Origin of the sequence: Ktedonosporobacter rubrisoli (genome assembly GCF_004208415.1) — a bacterium.
GTDB classification, from domain to species: Bacteria; Chloroflexota; Ktedonobacteria; order Ktedonobacterales; family Ktedonobacteraceae; genus Ktedonosporobacter; species Ktedonosporobacter rubrisoli.
The window spans coordinates 3995858-4013911 of sequence record NZ_CP035758.1; the positions used below are offsets into that span (position 1 = coordinate 3995858).

Annotated in this window: 12 protein-coding genes; 7 read left to right on the forward strand and 5 right to left on the reverse strand. The window is 51.6% G+C overall.

Features of this window, described 5'->3' with window-relative positions; all coding sequences use genetic code 11:
* Positions 1-95 precede the first annotated feature (95 nt).
* Positions 96-2735: an ATP-binding protein gene (locus EPA93_RS17715; protein WP_165423219.1), complete on the forward strand. Its 2640-nt coding sequence runs from the start codon at positions 96-98 to the stop codon at positions 2733-2735.
* Between the two features lie 513 nt (positions 2736-3248).
* On the opposite strand, the gene EPA93_RS17720 is transcribed toward EPA93_RS17715, so the two are convergent.
* Complete coding sequence (locus EPA93_RS17720; protein ID WP_129888783.1) at positions 3249-3464, reverse strand: hypothetical protein; 216 nt, start codon at positions 3462-3464, stop codon at positions 3249-3251.
* 284 nt (positions 3465-3748) lie between these two features.
* On the opposite strand from EPA93_RS17720, the gene EPA93_RS17725 reads away from it, so the two are divergent.
* A complete protein-coding gene (locus tag EPA93_RS17725; protein WP_129888784.1) occupies positions 3749-6892 on the forward strand; it encodes a winged helix-turn-helix domain-containing protein in 3144 nt (1047 codons plus the stop codon).
* A gap of 139 nt (positions 6893-7031) precedes the next feature.
* On the forward strand, positions 7032-8504 hold the full coding sequence (locus tag EPA93_RS17730; protein ID WP_129888785.1) for a glycoside hydrolase family protein: 1473 nt from the start codon (positions 7032-7034) through the stop codon (positions 8502-8504).
* A 93-nt stretch (positions 8505-8597) separates the two neighbouring features.
* Here EPA93_RS17730 and EPA93_RS17735 read toward each other — a convergent pair whose 3' ends face one another.
* Positions 8598-9689, reverse strand: coding sequence for a DmpA family aminopeptidase (locus EPA93_RS17735; RefSeq protein ID WP_129888786.1), 1092 nt, complete (start codon positions 9687-9689; stop codon positions 8598-8600).
* Positions 9690-10243: 554 nt separating this feature from the next.
* Here EPA93_RS17735 and EPA93_RS17740 point away from each other — a divergent pair.
* A complete protein-coding gene (locus EPA93_RS17740; protein WP_242527434.1) occupies positions 10244-10732 on the forward strand; it encodes a MarR family winged helix-turn-helix transcriptional regulator in 489 nt (162 codons plus the stop codon).
* A 260-nt stretch (positions 10733-10992) separates the two neighbouring features.
* Here EPA93_RS17740 and EPA93_RS17745 read toward each other — a convergent pair whose 3' ends face one another.
* Positions 10993-12261 carry a glycosyltransferase family 9 protein gene (locus EPA93_RS17745; protein ID WP_129888788.1) on the reverse strand — a complete coding sequence of 423 codons (1269 nt, stop codon included), beginning with the start codon at positions 12259-12261 and terminating at the stop codon, positions 10993-10995.
* A 702-nt stretch (positions 12262-12963) separates the two neighbouring features.
* On the opposite strand from EPA93_RS17745, the gene EPA93_RS17750 reads away from it, so the two are divergent.
* From EPA93_RS17750 to EPA93_RS17760, 3 genes are all read left to right on the forward strand, one after another.
* Positions 12964-14256, forward strand: a complete 1293-nt coding sequence (locus EPA93_RS17750; RefSeq protein ID WP_129888789.1) for a phytoene desaturase family protein — start codon at positions 12964-12966, stop codon at positions 14254-14256.
* Positions 14257-14298: 42 nt separating this feature from the next.
* The gene (gene sigJ, locus EPA93_RS17755) at positions 14299-15192 is read left to right on the forward strand and encodes an RNA polymerase sigma factor SigJ (RefSeq protein ID WP_129888790.1); all 894 of its coding nucleotides are present in this window, start codon (positions 14299-14301) and stop codon (positions 15190-15192) included.
* Between the two features lie 151 nt (positions 15193-15343).
* A complete protein-coding gene (locus tag EPA93_RS17760) occupies positions 15344-15703 on the forward strand; it encodes an HU family DNA-binding protein (RefSeq protein WP_129888791.1) in 360 nt (119 codons plus the stop codon).
* Positions 15704-15758: 55 nt separating this feature from the next.
* On the opposite strand, the gene EPA93_RS17765 is transcribed toward EPA93_RS17760, so the two are convergent.
* Complete coding sequence (locus tag EPA93_RS17765; protein WP_129888792.1) at positions 15759-16517, reverse strand: FG-GAP repeat domain-containing protein; 759 nt, start codon at positions 16515-16517, stop codon at positions 15759-15761.
* A gap of 408 nt (positions 16518-16925) precedes the next feature.
* On the reverse strand, positions 16926-17960 hold the full coding sequence (locus EPA93_RS17770) for a COX15/CtaA family protein (RefSeq protein ID WP_129888793.1): 1035 nt from the start codon (positions 17958-17960) through the stop codon (positions 16926-16928).
* Positions 17961-18054 lie beyond the last annotated feature (94 nt).

The following is an 18054-nucleotide window of genomic DNA, read 5'->3' on the forward strand; positions in this document are numbered from 1 at the left end:
TGCCTTCGTGTTGACTGTTCGTCTTGTTTCGTCCTGGCTGTTCGTCTTGTTCCCCACCCAGGTGGATGGAGACGAAAAGGAGTGAAAAGAACCTGATGCCCCATGCCACGCCTGAGGGGGAACTAGCCACCCCAGATCAACTGCTTCGTCTCTTTCGTGTGCGACCACGAGTCGGATGCAAGAAAAAGCTCCGTCAGATCGACATGGCTGCGCTGGTGGGGATCGAAACTCGGACCCTGCAACTCTGGGAGTGCGGTGAGCGCTTGCCCAGTCCCGATAACTTGCAGCGTTTGATCGGCGCCCTATTGGCCGAGCGCCTCTTGTTGCCGGGAGAGGAGGAGCAGGAAGCCCAGCTCCTGTGGAAAACCGTTGCTCAGGCGTATGAAGAGCGCCCGGGCACCTATCGGCTCTATCCCCCCTTTGACGAGCGCTGGTTCCGTCGCCTGTTGCACGATGCAACGCATATGCTCACGGCGGAGCAAGGGCTCCACCAAGAAGTACAGGCAGAAAAGCGCGGCGAACATACCGGGTCTGGCGTACCATACACGCCAACGAATCTTCGTCCACACCCCACTTCTTTTCTTGGACGTGGCCCTGATCTTGCCGAGATCAAGCAGCTCCTGGTACACACGCACTTCGTGACCCTGACGGGCGCTGGCGGCTGCGGAAAAACGCGCCTGGCGCAACAGGTAGGCGAAGACATGCTTGACCAGTATACCGATGGCGTCTGGCTGGTGGAACTGGCCACCCTCACCGACGCGGCCCTGCTGCCTGGTCTTATTGCGACCACCCTGGCTCTTGCCGAACAGCCGAGGCACACGCTGCTGGAGACCCTTGTCGCGGTTTTGCAACACAAACGGATGCTGCTGATCCTTGATAATTGCGAGCACCTGGTAGAAGCCTGCGCCAGTATAGCAGAACACCTACATGCCTCCTGCCCGGAACTTTCCTTACTGATCACCAGCCGCGAGGCCCTCAACGCCGACGACGAGACAGTCTGGCAGGTTGCGCCGTTGGCAGTACCTGCACGCTCCCTCCAATCAGTGACAGCGGCACAGATCAGACACACGGAGGCGGTCCAGCTCTTTCTCGCGCGTGCACGCCTTCTCCTGCCCCATTTCGAGCTGACTGACCAGAACGCTCCGACGATCGCGTCGATTTGCCAGCGTCTCGACGGCATCCCGCTCGCGCTGGAGTTAGCCGCTGCACGGATGAACCTGCTTTCCTTGGAGCAGCTTGCCGAGCGCTTGGAAGATCGTTTCCACCTGCTCACCGCTGGCCGGCGCACGGCATTACCCCGTCACCAGACGCTGCGTGCCACGCTGGATTGGAGTTATGAGAGCCTGAGCCAGAAAGAGCAGCAATTGTTCAGGCGCTTGAGTGTATTCGCCGGAGAGTGGACCCTGGAAGCCATAGAAACCATCTGCGTCTGGCCTGCAATGGAGACCGAATCTGTCGGGATGACGATTGAACCTCGGGAAGTGCTAGATCTCCTCGCCAAGCTCGTGAACAAATCCCTGGTTCTGACCGTTTCAACTGCTCAAGAAGCGGGTCCGCACGCCTTCCGCTATCGTCTGCTAGAGACGATGAAGCGCTATGGGCAGGAACAACTTGAGGAGTGGAGAGGAAAGTCCACGCAGGAGCAGCTCCTGTTGCAAAAGCATCATGCTCGTTATTATATGGAATTGGTTGAGCAGGCAGATCGCCACCTGCGCAGCGGCGCACGAGAAACCTGGCTTGTACGGTTGCGAGCTGCACAAGAGAACCTGCGCGCCGCCTTGGCCTGGAGTCTTAGCCTACAGGGAGAACTAGAGGTGGGTATGCGCATCGCGGGCATGCTCTACTGGTTCTGGTTGCATGAAGGCATTTGGAGCGAAGGGCGCAGCTGGCTGGAAAAGCTGCTAGCACAGGCACCACGCTATGCCGAGCATGTTCCTCTTGCGAGAGCGGTTCATGGGTTGAGCGTCCTGGTCTGGGTCCAGGGGGAACGGCAACAGGCTGAGCACCTGGCACGAGAAGCAGCCGCCTTGGCCCTGCGCAGCGGCGATGACTGCCTGTTTGCGACCGCGCTGCGCCTGCTGGTCCAGGTCGAACTAAGCCAGGGAAACCAGAAGACCGCCAGGAAATTCGCCGAAGAGAGCGTGCGATTGGCGCGCGAGCAGGGAGATCACTGGAATCTGGCAAGTTCACTGAGCGTCCTGGGAACTGTGCTCCAGGCGCAAGAAGAATATCTTCAAGCTGAACAGATCTATCAGGAGAGCTTACATGGCTTCGAGGAGACAGGGGACCGCTGGGAGCAAACCGGCCCACTACGCAGCCTGGGGCATCTCGCCTGGATGCAAGGAAAGTATGAACAGGCGGCTCACTTCTATACCAGAAGCATCGCCCTCTGCCAGGGCATGCGCGGCACCTGGTTGCTCACCCGTGGCCTGGAGGGACTGGCCCGGGTGGTTTGTGCGCAAGGCAACTTCCCGCGCGCGGTGGCCCTGCTGGCTGCTGCAGAGGAACAACGCTCCGCTCTGGGGGCTGTCGTCTTGCCCACCATGCGCGCTGATTACAATCATATGCTCAGTGTGTTGCGTACATCCCTCAGTTCGCAGGCGTTTGAGGAAGCCTGGCGTTTTGGCAGCTCGATGAGCGCTGAACAAAGCATGGCCTACGCTCTTGGGGACGATGCTATTTCCCTTCACGGTAGGAGACTGAGCGAAGATTCTGGCGAACATGCGCACGAGTGAAATGGTAGTTCCTGTATAATTTACGCACTCCCCTCGTCTGGTTGCGCGAGCCTCCGGGACCAGCAAAAGCCACAAGCTTTTTGAAGGTCATTGAGCTCCTGCGCTTTATTTGGGCACTCGGGTTAGATATCACGTTACCCCGCAAAATTCATGCGAACCGCCTCCACCGACTGACGCGCGAGGGAGAACAATACTCCCCCCAATTTCTGGCTCACTTTGAAGCAGGGCGGCGGTACGCGACCCTCGTCGCGTCATTAGTAGAATTGGTTGCGACGCTCACCAACACCGCGCTGGATTGGAAGACTATCTGTTACCGCCTGCTTCTTGGGAAGAACTCCGCCAGGGAAGAACATCGCCGGTGAGCGCGCATCTGGAGGCGAAAACCTATTTGGCTGAGCGTGGTGCCGAACTCCACTCACTCGGCGGCAGGTCTTCTCTCCATCCGGGATCAAACAAAAGGGCAGCGCTGGTAGTTCTCATTACAAAGAGGAGAGCAGGCAAGCGGTCGCCAAATCAAGGTACGGCGATTAAGCGGATTGGTAGAATTTGTGTCTGTGCCATCTGTAGAACGGCCTGTCCAATAGCATTCCAGTTTAAGACAACCATACTGATCAATATACACCCCAGAATTAAGCCTATACAACTTACAGGCTCTGTGCGCCCTCTCAACAAAAAGAAGCCGACAATCGCAGCAATTGCGACAATCCCGATAAGCATAGGAAATGTCATAAGATATTCCTTTCTTGCTTGGGCAAGGCACGCCCTTGCTTATTTCACCATATCGGCATCTATCACTGAAAGAAGAGAGCAGTCTTTACGCTATATTCAAGGGCACGGTAACCTCCAGCGCCAACGGGCCTCTTGAGCGGATAGAGCAGGCTACAATGGTATCTTTTCTGACTACCCTGTAAACTATTTTCGTATTACCTAAAAATAATTTCTATGCTATACTTCAGCCCAAACAATGATGCCCAGATACTTCTCGCCTAACCATTCTGGTCCAAGGATCTACTATGCCCAGACGAGCTCTCAATCTTTTAAAATGGTCACAGCAATCTCAAAGCTATGAGCTCTCCAGTTCAAAGGCTTCGGCTATCCATGAAATCATTCCCGAAAGTCAGGCCTGGCGAGAATGGCTAGATACAATCTCTTCATTCGCGTTTCATAGCCGCTGCGGGATGCGCTATACTGTGCGCAAGGAGGCAGTTCAGCAGAACGGAAGTTATTGGTACGGCTACCGTTCCTGGCAGGGGCGAACTAGCAAGCGTTACCTTGGACGAACATCAGATCTCACCCTCGCGCGTTTAGAAGAGATTGCCAACAACTTCACTGCTGAAGCCGCATCCAGGGCTGGGCAATCTCTCTCTTCAACAGAACCGCTGCTCATCTCTCGCCTGCACCCACCCCGTCTCCCACTGGGATTAATCGAGCGCACACACTTATTTGCCCGGCTCGCTGCCTGGCGTACGTATAAGCTCACGCTACTACGAGCTCCCGCCGGTTTTGGCAAAACGACGCTTGCGAACTCCTGGCTGGCTCAGCAACAGAAGCAGCAGGCCATTTCACATCTCGCCTGGATCTCTCTGCAGGCAAGCGATAATGATCAGCTCCATTTCTGGCGTACCATCATCAGTGCCTATCAGTCCTGGCAAGGAGAACCGGGGAAAACAGCGCTTACGCGCCTGGCCTCCGCCTTCCGGCCTCCTTTCGCGGCTGTTCCCCTGGAAACAATACTGGCGCTTTTCCTGAACGATCTGGCCAAGCAGGCGGGAAATAGTATTCTCGTCCTTGACGATTATCACTTGATTACGGAACCGCGTCTCCATGAGGCACTAAGCTTTTTTATCGAGCACCTTCCCCTCCAGGTGCATGTGGTAATTCTTACACGCAACGAGCCGAACTTGCCCCTCACACGTTGGCGTGCCCAGGGTTATCTGCAAGAGCTCTCCAGCCAAGATCTGCGCTTCTCGACTATAGAAACCGCAACCTTTCTTGAACTGACAGTAGCAGCCAGCCTTTCTGCTGCGCAGCTGGCCCAACTCGACGCGCTCCTGCAGGGATGGGCAGCTGGACTACGTTTGCTCATTCTGGCTGGCAAGATGGAGCAAGCTGGCATAGAGCGCTTGCTCTCTGGCCTTGAGCAACAGCAGCCTTCTAACAGTTTTCGCCAGCAACTCCTTGATTACTTTATCAGCGAGGTTCTGGACGCCCAACCGGAGGCGCTGCAGCGCTTTTTGCTACAGACGAGCGTCCTCGGCCGCCTGACAGGCTCTCTTTGCGACACTATTATGGATGGGCAGAATAGTTCTGAAGTTCTGGAAACGCTAGAACTGTCTGGTCTCTTTCTGGAAGCTCTTGATGAGGCTGTCCGCGCCCAGACCTCTACAATACTGCCATGGTACCGCTATCATGCGCTCTTTGCTGAAGCGATGCGCGCGGAGGCCCAGCGACGCTTTGGGGAGGAAAGGCTACGCACAATAGCCAGACAGGCAAGCTATTGGTATGAGCAACACGAGCTTGCAGACGCGGCCATCGAAGCGGCACTGCAAGCCCACGATATGGAACGTGCCGCGCTCTTGATCGAACGTTTTTCCTCAGGCGCGCAGCAAATAGAACTGCATATACTCCAGAGCTGGTTGGCACAGATGCCGGAGGCGACGATAGACGCGCATCCAACCCTTTGCCTCTACGCTGCTATTACACTTCAGTTCCAGGCAGAGCCGGCTCATCCTTCTCACTCAAATAGGACACGCATCTCGGCCCTGTTGCAAAAGGCGGAGGAAGGCTGGCGTAGCTCAGGGCAGCTAACCGAGGTTGGCGTAGTTTTTGCCTTCAGAGCCCTCATAGCCTCGCTTCGTGAAACAGCTGAGCAGGAGGCTGTGGAGAATGCCAGCAAAGCGCTGAACTTATTTGCAGTAGAGCCAGGGGAGAACCATATTCGGCCAACTACGTGGCAATGGCGCACTATTTGTCTCGGTATCGTTGGTACAACAGCCATGCATCAGGGGCGCTTCGAAGAGTCCCAACAACTCCTGTTAGAGGCTCTTGCCGATTGCCAGACTGACGGCAACCAGGAGTTTCTGCGTGAGATCTGTCTGAGATTAGGGACGCTCTATCAGATCCTGGGTAAGCTTTACCAGGCCTACGAGTATTTCCAAAGGACGCTCTCTCTGGGCCTATCCCAGAGAGATTATACAGACTGCCAGCGCGCTCTGAGAGGCCTTGCACAGCTCTCTCTTGAATGGAATGATCTTGATGCAGTCGAACAGCGCATACACGAGGCCTTGGAACTTATGGAGCAGAATAACCAGGAACGCAGAGAAGACATTGACTATCTTCTTGCGCTCCTTAGTTTCGCGCACGGCCAGAATATCTCTGCCCAGCTCCGCGTTTCTGCGCTTCTTGCACGCCTGCAAACGACATTAATCCCGGCCGTACAAGAGCTGCTCACAGAAGTGCTAAGCCTACAAACTCGCCTCCAATTAGATGCCCACGACTACCTTGCCGCGCAGAACAGTTTGCACTTATTGAGCAGTTCGGCCCACGAGCTCTCATTTGGCCAACAAATGGTACTTCACATTCTTCAGGTGCGCCTTCTGCTTGCTCAAGGGATGGAGAAAGAGGCCATAGCCCTGCTTGCCCAACTTCTTCCTGTAACGCAAGAGAAGCAGTACATGCGCGGCCAGCTAGAGTTGCTCATACTTCTGGCTCTGGCTCATGCAACTTGCAAGCAGAAAGCTGAGGCCCATAAGTGGCTTTATAAAGCCCTCTCGCTAGCATATAGCGAAGGTTTTCTCCGCGTCTTTCTCCAGGAAGGAGATGCTATGGCTCATTTGCTACGTTCGCTTTTGCCGGCCATACGTGAAAAAACCGTGCGCGCCTACGGACAGGCAATTCTACGCGCTCTTCTGTCTACCGATGCAGCCTCAACGCCTCCTGTATCACTTAACGATAATTTGCCATTCGAACCACTTTCCGGTCAGGAGCAACGGGTATTACGTCTATTGCTTGCCGGGTACTCTAACCTGGAGATCGCCGCTGAGCTGATCATATCTGTCAATACAGTCAAGGATCATCTCAAACATCTCTATCGTAAGTTGGGCGTAAGCAATCGTCGGGAGGTCCGCAAAGCCGCACGCAATCTGAAGCTATCCTAAGCGCTACCTCTTTTGTCTCTTCACGAACTACCCACTTAACCACCCATCCAGGTGGATGTAGCGCCACTCCATTTTCTTCTATACTTCAGCAAGTACTTGAACGAACTTAAGTATGTAAGCTAAACGCAGGAGTATAACTTTGAGTCGATATAGCATCGCTAATCAGGGAGATGGAACAGATATGCATCTCATCAAGGATTCGCTCTTTGGTATCGTGCGCGGACCGCTCTATGGCCATCTCGGCGCAAAGGCCGATGTTTTCATGCCCCAGGTTCACCAACTGGGGGCCCATCTCGTCAGGCTCTTTCTTTTCTGGAGCCAGCTAGAGCCTGAGCGGGATCACTTCGTCTGGGACGCACTCGATACGCTTCTGGCCCAACTGGAGCCCCATGACGAAGTATGGATTACTCTCAACGCAAGTTCTTTATGGGCCAGCAGGCACGCCACCAATTTTCAACCGCCCTCCCCTGCACGCGATCCGGACGAGTATCAGCGCTTTGTGACCGCCCTCGTCTCGCATTGTCAGGGACGCATCAGCTACTGGCAATGCGAAAACGAGCCGACTAATCCCCTGCTCTGGGAAGGTACTGCCCAGGAGTATGCACAACATCTTAAAATCTTCTCTCAGGCGGTAAAGCAGGTCGATCCTACGGCAAGGGTAATTCTGGCCGGCGCCGTTGATAACTTTCATATCCCCGCGGATGCTGAGCATCCCGATGCCCAGACAGAGCAAGCCTTTTTTGATCATCTGTTGCGCGAAAGTGCAGCCTACTTTGATATCTTTGACCTCCATGCCTACGGAGAGCTCTATGCAATTCCGGCAAATATCCTGGCTGTCCGCCAGAAAATGCTGGCCCTGGGCTACAAGAAGCCGATAGTTATAGGCGAATACAACGGACCCAGTTTCTTCAATTTCGCCGAAAATTTGCCAATTATGCAGCGCTTATTCGAGAGCATATATGCAAACCCACACAGAGATACCCTGGCTCAGGCTATCCAGAGCGAAGCCATTGCCGAGCTTTATGCACAGATGGCCGACCTTCCGCCCCAGGCTCAGATGTTTATGGAAGGTTGCTCTCCTGAATTGGAACAGAAACGCCAGCGCATTAACTGTCGCGAGTTGGTGATACGTAGTGTGCTGGCGCTCTCTGCCGGAGTGTGCAAACTCTTCTGTTGGAATCTTGCCAACGAGAAAGTTGATCCGCATAATATGATGCATTTGCTCTTTGACAAATACAAACTTGTGGACTATGAGAAAGGGATCTTCAAGCAGCCCTATCCGGCCGCAGAAACGTTTCGTCGCATGGTACATATACTTGCGGGCCTTGAACACATCCAGCGTATTGAAGTACCCGAGCAGCCGGACATCTATCTCTTCGCCGTCCAGCGGAAAGAACGCAGCCCACTTCTCATTAGCTGGGAACGCCGCGATGCCTTCTCAGGAGAAGATGAACCGCCAACCCCTTTTACCTGGCCCTGGCCCGCATCCAGGGCGCAAGCGATAGATGTGTTTGGCAATGAGCTTCCGTTAAAGCTACAGGCAGGCTCGCTCTACCTCTCGCTATCGGCTACTCCTGTGTTTATCGCAGCTCAAGACGAGAGTGAGCAATAAGCGCAGTCCTTCGCAAGAAGTAGCTGAAGATAAAGCATAAACAATCCTAAGGCCAGATCTTTTCAAATCTGGCCTTATCTCTCCGCGAAGCTGCTAGATCCCCATTACCCGCCGCAACTCATCCAGGGGCAAAGCGTAAGCTGTTCTTCCTCGCCAGCCAGTCATCGTCTCGGCCGAGGTTAATACATTAAGGATAGCTTCCTCAACTGCCTCTGCGGTCGCTTCAAAAAACAGCGTTAACTGATCATGGGAAAGCATCTTTACATCATGAATAGCCCCGCTTTTATAGGGCAAATGATTGCCAGTCGCAAAGGCCAGAAAAATATCTCCGCTGCCGTCACTACCAACTCCTCCCACGCGTGCTAAACCCACGGTTGCGCGCCTGGCAAGTCGCTTGCACTGTACGGGGAGCAAAGGAGCATCTGTCGCCACAATTACAATGATCGAACCACCTTTGGGCTGCTCTATCCAGGGACTCGGGACGTGCTCGAAACCGAGCTCGCGTCCCACAGCTACTCCATTGACGCGTAGCAGGTGACGATCTCCATAATTAGCCTGCACCAGCGCCCCTACTGTATATTGGCCGGCTGGGCATTCTACAAGCCGCGAGGAGGTTCCTATTCCCCCCTTAAACTCATGGCAGATCATCCCTGTCCCTCCGCCAACATTCCCCTCGGCCACCGGGCCGCTCTGCGCTGACTCCAAAGCCTCAAATACATGCTCTTTGGCTATATGAAAAGCATTGATATCGCTAAGCCAGCCGTCCCAGGTCTCGGCGGCAACAGGAAGCGTTCCATCCCAGGTTGCCGCAGCTGCCGCTGGAGCTAAATTTTTATCTCTCCGTTCAGCTGGATAGGCCGCAATTGCATCACGCACCGTGCCCACGCTGTTAGTATTGGTAATACCGATCGGCGTGTGAATCTTGCCCGACTCTTCGACCCATTGTACTCCACTCATTTCACCACAGCCATTAAAAGAGAAATAGCCAGCAAATGCGTGATCCTGCCAGATCTCTCCATTGCGAGGCACGATCATTGTAACGCCAGTGCGCGCCACACGCGGCTCATCATGAATAAGCGTCTTATGTCCAACCAGGATACCTGGCACATCAGTAATAGCATTGAAAACACCTGTTGGGAAGCGCCCAATCCTAATCCCAAGATCGCGCAAACGCATTCGTGGCATAATAGCGTACCTCTATCAGAAAAATAACCAGTCTTATAACACATCAGACATCACAAACGAAGGTAACATTTTCCCATTGGCCTGTCAAGGCGCTCTCAAGGCTTAGTACAGAACCATTTAATCCGCCTGCTAAGCGGCCTTACAGAGAAGGGGAAAAAATGAGTTCAGCATTGGCAAGACCTCTCTCTAAGCGCTCAAGCCACGCCAGGCCGAGAAAGAAAATGCGCCTCTCAGTAAATTCAGGCCATCAATGCTTGACGCAGAGAAGATTGTTTGCTATACCAGATGCAACATGCAACTAGAGAAATACTTCTCTCACGCGTTATAGCAGCATGCCTATTCCTATAGTTTTGCTTTTGCTTGCCAGATATGTCGTATTACGATATATTTATTATAAATTTTGTTAGTTTTGCTCTTGCTTGCCAGTTATATCGTGTTACGATATATTTATTATAAATTTTGCCCGCGTGCCAGTCATTAGCAGTTGTTATCAGCGAAGCAGCTATCAATCAACCTGTCAGGCAGACTTCAAAAAGAACAGGAGATGTATGTTGATGAATACCAAAAATGAAATTCCTCTCGCAGATTACCGCGCACTGGCCGAATTTCGTTACCAGATTCGCCGTTTCCACCACTTTAGCGAACAGATGGCCCGTACCGCCGGCCTTGAACCACAACAACATCAATTGCTTCTCGCTATTAAAGGCCTTCCTCTTGGCAAACAGGCTACCATAGGAGAACTGGCTGAGCGGCTGCAAATCCAGCATCACAGTGCAGTTGAGCTTGTGAGCAGAATGGTAGATCGAGGCTTCGTTGCACGCCAGCGGGATGAAAAAGATCAGCGCCGCGTAATTGTTCACCTGACCACTAAAGGGGAGGAAATCCTCCTAAAGCTTTCTTCTATCGCGCTGGCAGAGCTGCGTTCAACTGGTCCAGATCTTGTACATGCGCTCAATATGCTAGCTAGAGACAAAGAAAATAATCTCAGCGATGAAAACACATCAGAACATACAGCTATACATAAGTTAGAGGATATTTTCTAATGCTAAGATTGCACTATCCAACAATACGGCTGTCTAGAGCGAGTTTCCAACTTTTTGGGCATAGCGTGACCTCCCAGGCTCTAGAACTTGCCGTATATCATTGCCAGGCACAGATCTGGCGGGATAGAGCAGAGCCAGGTGCATACAAGAGGTAAACACACCCGCTCTACCTGCTAAAGGGTTCAGGCCTTCATTTCCTGATCTTTGCGGCAGAATACCAGCATCTTATCGTGACCCGCGAAACGAAATACCTGGATTAATCAATCAAGACCTGTGGAAGCCTCCGCGTGAACGCGGGGATATTGACATGCCTTTTCTTCGTGCCAGCCGATCTGCTTAAGCGTCGCCGCCACCACTGGCCCTTCTGGAACACGTTGCGTGCAATCATGCTTCGCCAACTGAGAAAGCGGAATATCCAGCCGATTACAGGGCATCTCCACACAGCTTGCACAACGTGAAGTCGAAGTAATTACTGTATGCTGCTCTACCTTTCCCCAGGGACCATAGGTCTGAGGATCAGTAGGCCCAAAGATTCTTACTGTCGGAGTACCCACCGCGACAGCCAGGTGCAATGGACCACTATCCACACCCAACACCAGATCAGCCCTTTGTAATAATGCAGCCAGTTGGCCAGTAGTCGAGGTAGGAATAATAGTCGTCGGCGCCTCTGTTCCCTGACGGATCTTCTCCAAGAGCGGCCGTTCGTGAGCAGAACCGGTTAGAATAAACTGAACAGGAGAGGTAGCCGACATGGCCTGGTAGATCTGCGAAATACAGGAGATCCAGCCTTCTAACCTCCATTGCTTTACTGCTGCACCACTACCTGGATGCACTATCACCACATATTCATCAGTAGATATGTTCTTATCTTGTAATGATGTTTCCACCCACTGGCGCTCCTGCTCATCAGGAACAAAAACTTCCGGATAGCGTTCAGCGGTATAAGGTTCATCCAGCGCAGGATACCCAAGAGCCTGTAATCCTGCACTTACAATCATCAGAAAAGAGATAGTGACATGCTGACGCTGTGGCCGAGGAACAGCTGTCGTCAAAAATCGTTCAGCATCAGGTACGGCCCAGCCAACGCGCAAAGGAGCATGAGCAAATAAAAGCAGTGCCGCTCCCCACCAGAAACGACGTCGCAAGTTGATAGCTAGATCGTAGCGTCCTTGCCGAAGCTGGCGTCCCGTCTGCCATAAAAGGGGCAGCGCTTTAATAGGATGAAGCGTTCCCTCGCGGCGACTTGGAAAGGGACAGGTTAACACCTCATCTACATCTGGATGATGCTCTACAACTTCTTTTGCCCAGGGCGCCACAAGCAGGCTAATATGTGAATCGGGCAAGCATAACTTAATTGCGTGCAACACCGGGGTCGCCAGCACCACGCTGCCCAGATGACCCGGATGAACCAATAGGATACGTATAGCAGAAGAATTTGAGCGCGAGGCCAAACGCGAGGAAGCTGGCATACCTATACTTCCAACCAGACGAAGCAACCAGAAAAACATACGATGCAGTACCTGTTTCACACAACATCCTCTTTCTTCATCGTTGAAAAAGACTCTTAAGAGGCTACTTTCTCCCCGCTGAGCCTTTAAACTCTCTCCTCAAAACCGATCCTTAAGGATCAGCTAGCGATACAGCATATGAGGCAATATATTCCTACATCATGAGCAATAAGACCAACTCACTCTCTTCGGTCGAGAGTGGAATTCCCCGATTTATTTGAGCGATTACCGATGGAGACCCAATTGTAATGTAAAAAGAAGCCAGCTCGGCCCTCTCTTACACCATCCACTCACGAGGAAACACTTTGAGAAGAACTGGCTCTGCAGCACAGCAGCACTTGTCCGAGAAGCAGGCATCCTAAATACCTGATGTTATCAGATCAGTTACAAAGAACTATGACAAGGCTTATACCTCCTCTGTCTGGGAGCAGATGTATTTGTATCTTTATAGTAACTTATTTCATACAGAGTAGGCAATTAGCATATTGCTCCTAGTACTATCAGAAAAACTATTTAATCGCAAATAAAAATTAATAACAATGCCCTCATGAGTCATTTATATGGATTATACAGAACATGCGCAGATTGAGTGATACTTATTGTGCCTTTTCATGAATAGCTCCTTGCGCTAAGAAAGGTGACAAAAATGAAGATAATCCCGTCTCGTATCCGCGCTGAAGAAAACTTCACGCAAGTTTGAGAAAATTAAGGGGAAAATTATCTATGCAAGAAGTATCTACCACATCCTTTGACGCCGTGATTGTTGGCGGAGGCCTGGCTGGCCTGACCGCCGCAACTATACTGGCCCGCGGTGGACGCTCAGTACTCCTTCTAGAGAAAGCCAGCCAATTAGGAGGACGAGCTATCACTACAGAGCAGCACGGCTTTCTCTTCAATCGAGGCATTCACGCCCTCTATCTGACAGGCCCGGGTCAAGCTATTCTACGTGAACTTGACGTGCCCTATCGGGGAAAGCCATCTGAACGAGAGCTATATGAGGCATATACACAGAACAGTTTCCATACTTTGCCAATCAATCCCGCCAACCTGCGCACCACAACCCTCCTCAACGAGGAAGGTCGCACCGAACTTAGCAGTCTCTTGAAGAACCTGACAGCGCTTCATCCAGAGCAGCTTATCGGAACAAGCCTGCAAGATTGGTTAGATAGATCTATTACTCATCCAGTTGTAAGGCGTTTTGTTGAAGCTATGGCTCGGTTGGCAACCTACACGCATGCTCCTCATTTGCTTGATGCGAGCTATACCCTGGAACTTGTCATGAAGCGCCCTGACGCCCTCCACGTCGATGGCGGCTGGAAAACATTGGTCGAAGGTTTAAAAAACTCAGCCACAGCGGCTGGCGCTCAGCTTGAAACTAGAGCCAGCGTAGCCACTATCGAAACTGGTGAGACTGAGCATTCGATTCGCCTGACAAATGGAAAGGCGTTTCAAGCCAGAGCGGTTATCCTAGCGCTTGAACCTAAAATAGCTGCTCAATTAGTCGTAAATGGTCCCCAGGAGATCTTGCGTTCCTATGCCGCACAGACTGTTCCGCTGTATGCCGCCTGTCTGGATCTTGCCTTGCGCCGTTTACCAAATCCTGAGCGCCCTACTGTATTGCATTTCGAGCGCCCAATGTTCTATTCTAACCATGCACGCCGCGCCCGCCTGGCTCCCGAAGGCGGCGCATTACTGCATCTGATCAAATATCATGGACCAGGCGAAAAGGGCAATGCTGATAATGATCGGGCTAAGCTCGAAACCTGGCTTGATCAAGTGCAGCCCGGCTGGAGAGACGAATTAGTAGCAGAGCAATTCTTGCCGCATATTATGGTCTCCTCTGACATGCTTCAAGCCCAACGTAAAGGCCTGGCCGGACGACCTGAACCAACAGTTCCTTCAGCCAACCATCTCTATATCGCTGGCGATTGGGTAGGAAGCGTTGATCACCTCGCAAACGCCAGCCTGGTAAGTGCTGCCCAGGCGGCACGCCTGATACTGGCCAGAATAAGGTAGATGTGATAGTATCCCATTTGGCCAAGGAGTTTTAGCAGAAATATGGAAACAGAAGCTATCTTTCGCAATTTTCAACCGCTTTTATTCTCTCTCGCCTATAACATGCTGGGCAGCATTATGGATGCCGAGGACTGCGTGCAGGAAACACTTTTGCGCTGGGAGGACGCACTCAAGCAGGAAGAAAAAGAAGCTATCCATTCTCCTCGCTCCTATCTATGCGCAATTGCAACCAACTGGTGCCTTGACCATCTACGCAAAGCACATGTGAAACGAGAGACGTCGCTAAGCAACTGGCTCCCAGAGCCGGTAGTCCGCACCAATCTTGAGGAGCAGGTAGAGATCGCAGAAACTCTCTCGATTGCAGTTCTACGCCTGCTCGAACAGCTCACACCATTAGAACGAGCAGTCTTTTTGTTACGTCAGGTCTTTGATTATGAATATGCTGAAATTGCCCGAATGGTAGGGAAAAGCGAGCATAGCTGTCGTCAAATCATCTATCGGGCTCGTCAACACCTTGCCTCAAAACGCCCACGCTATCCTGTCTCTAAAGAATTGCACGAGCAGTTCTTACAACGTTGTTTGCAAGCAACTTCACAGGGGGATATGCAAGCGCTGCTAGATTTGCTCGCAGAAGATGTGACTCTCTACTGCGATGGTGGCGAACTGCGCTGGCCAATGCCGTTGCATGGATCAAGCGACGTGGCCCGCTACTTACTTGCTATCAACGAAAAAGTCTCGCGCGAAACCGAATGGAGTTGGAAGCTTGCAACCGTTAACGGAGCGCCCGGCATGCTAGTTCATGCTTACGGAAGAATCGATGCAGTTATAAGCTGTGAACTTCGGGAAGGGCGTATTCAGGAGATTGATTTGATTGTCAGGCCAGATAACTTACAGCATCTTCAGCAAGAAAGCATTTGGTGGGGCTCTGTATATTAAAAGTGGATGGCGAGACCATTCCAACGCGCAAAGAAGGTATATTGTTAACCGAAATCGGCAAGACGTTTGCAGAGAGAAGGTAAAGCGCGTTGTAGTAACAGTCAGAGGCAATGCACTCCTCTGCACCACATTGTAAGGAGCAACATAATATATGCGATCAAGTTCATCTGAAAAGAACAACGCGATCCTTGGCAAAGACGAACTCATTCACCAGGTTGCGGCAAAAGCTGGCCTTAACCTCAAAGAGACAAACAAAGTAATCGATGCTTTCACCGAAGTTGTCCGCGAAGGTATTGCTCAGGGTCACGAAGTACGCCTGATGGGCTTTGGAACCTGGAATCTGCGGAATGTGGCCGCTCGTAAAGTAAAATCCATTCGCGGCGGCACCCAAATTACTATTCCAGCGCGCAAACGCGTTGGTTTCTCTGTAGGAGCAGTGCTTTCGCAGGCTGCTCAGGATGCCGTAGAAAAACCGTCAAAGCATATAAACCATCAGACGCACTCGCGCTAAGTAACGAAGCGCAGAGGCTATTACAGCAATAGCCTCTAGCTATCTTTCACGCAATTCAACGTCCCAGGTGCTGCAAAAACTGCTCCACCTGGGGACGTTCAGCCTCCGACAACGGGCGATATCCATCACCGGTATTAATAAATACGGCCCGCGTCCCCTGATAAGTAGCGATCATATCGGGCTTATGATCTCCATTTACATCGGCAAAGCTCAATGTTACAGGCACCAAATCATCATCTTGTGCATATAATTGCGGTCCAACGTAGATATGAGCATGGGCAGCGTCACCGCCAGGAAGTTCAATAATTTCAATATGGCGATTAAGATTAATAGCAATAAAATGACTTGGTGTACCGTTCTGCTCGTTGTGGCCTACCCAGGCATCGGTTTGAAACGTGCGAGGGCGTCCAAAACGAAGATCATCGAGTGTTGTATTAAACCAACCAAAGACAGCACTTCCAATTGTCCCTAACATAAGCATAGCCAGCATCCCTGAGCTGAGGTAGAGAACAGGATGTATTTTTCGCTTTACCTTGCGCTTCGGGCGCGCTGCACTGGCGCCCGTCACGGGAGGACGCGATGTATACCTCTTGCTACCTTCAGATATTCCCTCTTCCGTCTCATCCCTCAGCCACTCCTCCGTATCCTCGCTCACATCAGCATGGTAATAGGCGCGCGATGCACGCGGCACCACAGGTAGGGTTGCAGTTGTAACGATAGAGCGCTTACGAGCTGGGGCAACCCTCTCCCCCATGGGTCGATAGCGCAATACGCTCTTTGGCGTAATCTTGTCAGTTGTATCCAAAACAGGCATTAATAAATTTCTCCTCTCCTAGCAGACTAAAGCTTATGCATCTTTCATAAAGACACAAGGCTATAGAACCGCCGGTAACCTCTTCCGCTTCTACTTATCAATGAGCATATATGGATTTAGTACATACGTTCCACGCCTCACGATAATATAATAGCGACAGTATTTTACAGAATGCTTGTAAACTAAGCAAAGAAATAGGCCAGAAGTAGCCTAAACGGGTTGCTCGTAGATAGGAATGAGCGGCAGCATAAAGGCGACTATAGCGGATAAACCATGACGCAATGCTCTAGTCTGACGTTAGTATAGTGTAAGCCCCGCATACCTTAGAGGCACACAGGGCGCTTTATATAAGATATGGCAATAGGTTTCCAGCAAGAAGTCCTTTGCCATATTCATCATAGCAACGTCTTACGAACAATCACAAACCAGATACAAGAGCGAGCAGAATCTGATACTGTTCCCTTTACGAGACTGTATTGAGCTCCAATTGCTCCCCTCCACTTTCTGCGCGGCCTGGTTTCTCCTTTTCCAGGGCCAACCAACTTGCATACACAGATAACAAAGTTCACAGAAGAAGATTGAGATCAGTGTTGTATGCAGAAGCGCCGCCAACAATTGCCCCATAGTTAAAACGTTTATGATCCCGCTGACTGCCTGCAGGGAAATCAAGATTAAGGCCCACCAGGCTCCCCGCACAACATCACGCCGCTCGCGTGCCTGACGCAAGGCGAAGATGAGGAAACCAAGCACCAGGAGCCAGAGTAAGCCAGCACCATAGCGATGAAGCACCTGGATGCCAGCCAACGAGGTCAGGTTGGGAAAGATAGTAGAACCACAACCTGCAATTTGATAGCCACACCCCGTCACCGCGCCTGTATGCGCAACTAGCGCTCCAGTATAGACGACGATATAGGTATAGATTGCCAATCCCAATGCAGGGTATTGCAACTTGCGTACTGCTTCCGGCCCCTTAGACGCTCCTGCTTGCTCCCTATCAATCTGGAAGAGCCGAATAGTCAACAAGATTACACTGGCGAAAGCAATTAAGGAAAGGCCAAAATGGATAGAAAGCAGCCATTTCAGCGCAAACGTCCCTTCGTACATCACGGTAAGGGCGCCCAGTGCTCCCTGTAAAAGCACAAAGAACAGGCTCATAAAAGCAAATAGCTTGACGCGAAAATCTCGCTTATACAATATCCAGGCGCATATAGTTAGCACGAGCACAAGAAAACCATCGGCGCTTGACATAATTCGATGGCTATACTCAACTACGCCAGCGATGGTAATCGTACCAGGGATAATCTCACCGTGACAAAACGGCCAGGAATTGCCACATCCCTGCCCCGAGCCCGTCTTCGTGACCAGCACACCTAATATCAACATCAGGTATGCGCCGATCGAGGTTATCACGGCTAATATTTTCATCAGACGATGTGCAATCACTTTTTTGTTCCTCTGCCTCTTCTATGTCCTGCACAAATATGTGTATGTTGAATGACAACGAATCAGACCTGATCAGAATATAACGAAAGACTGC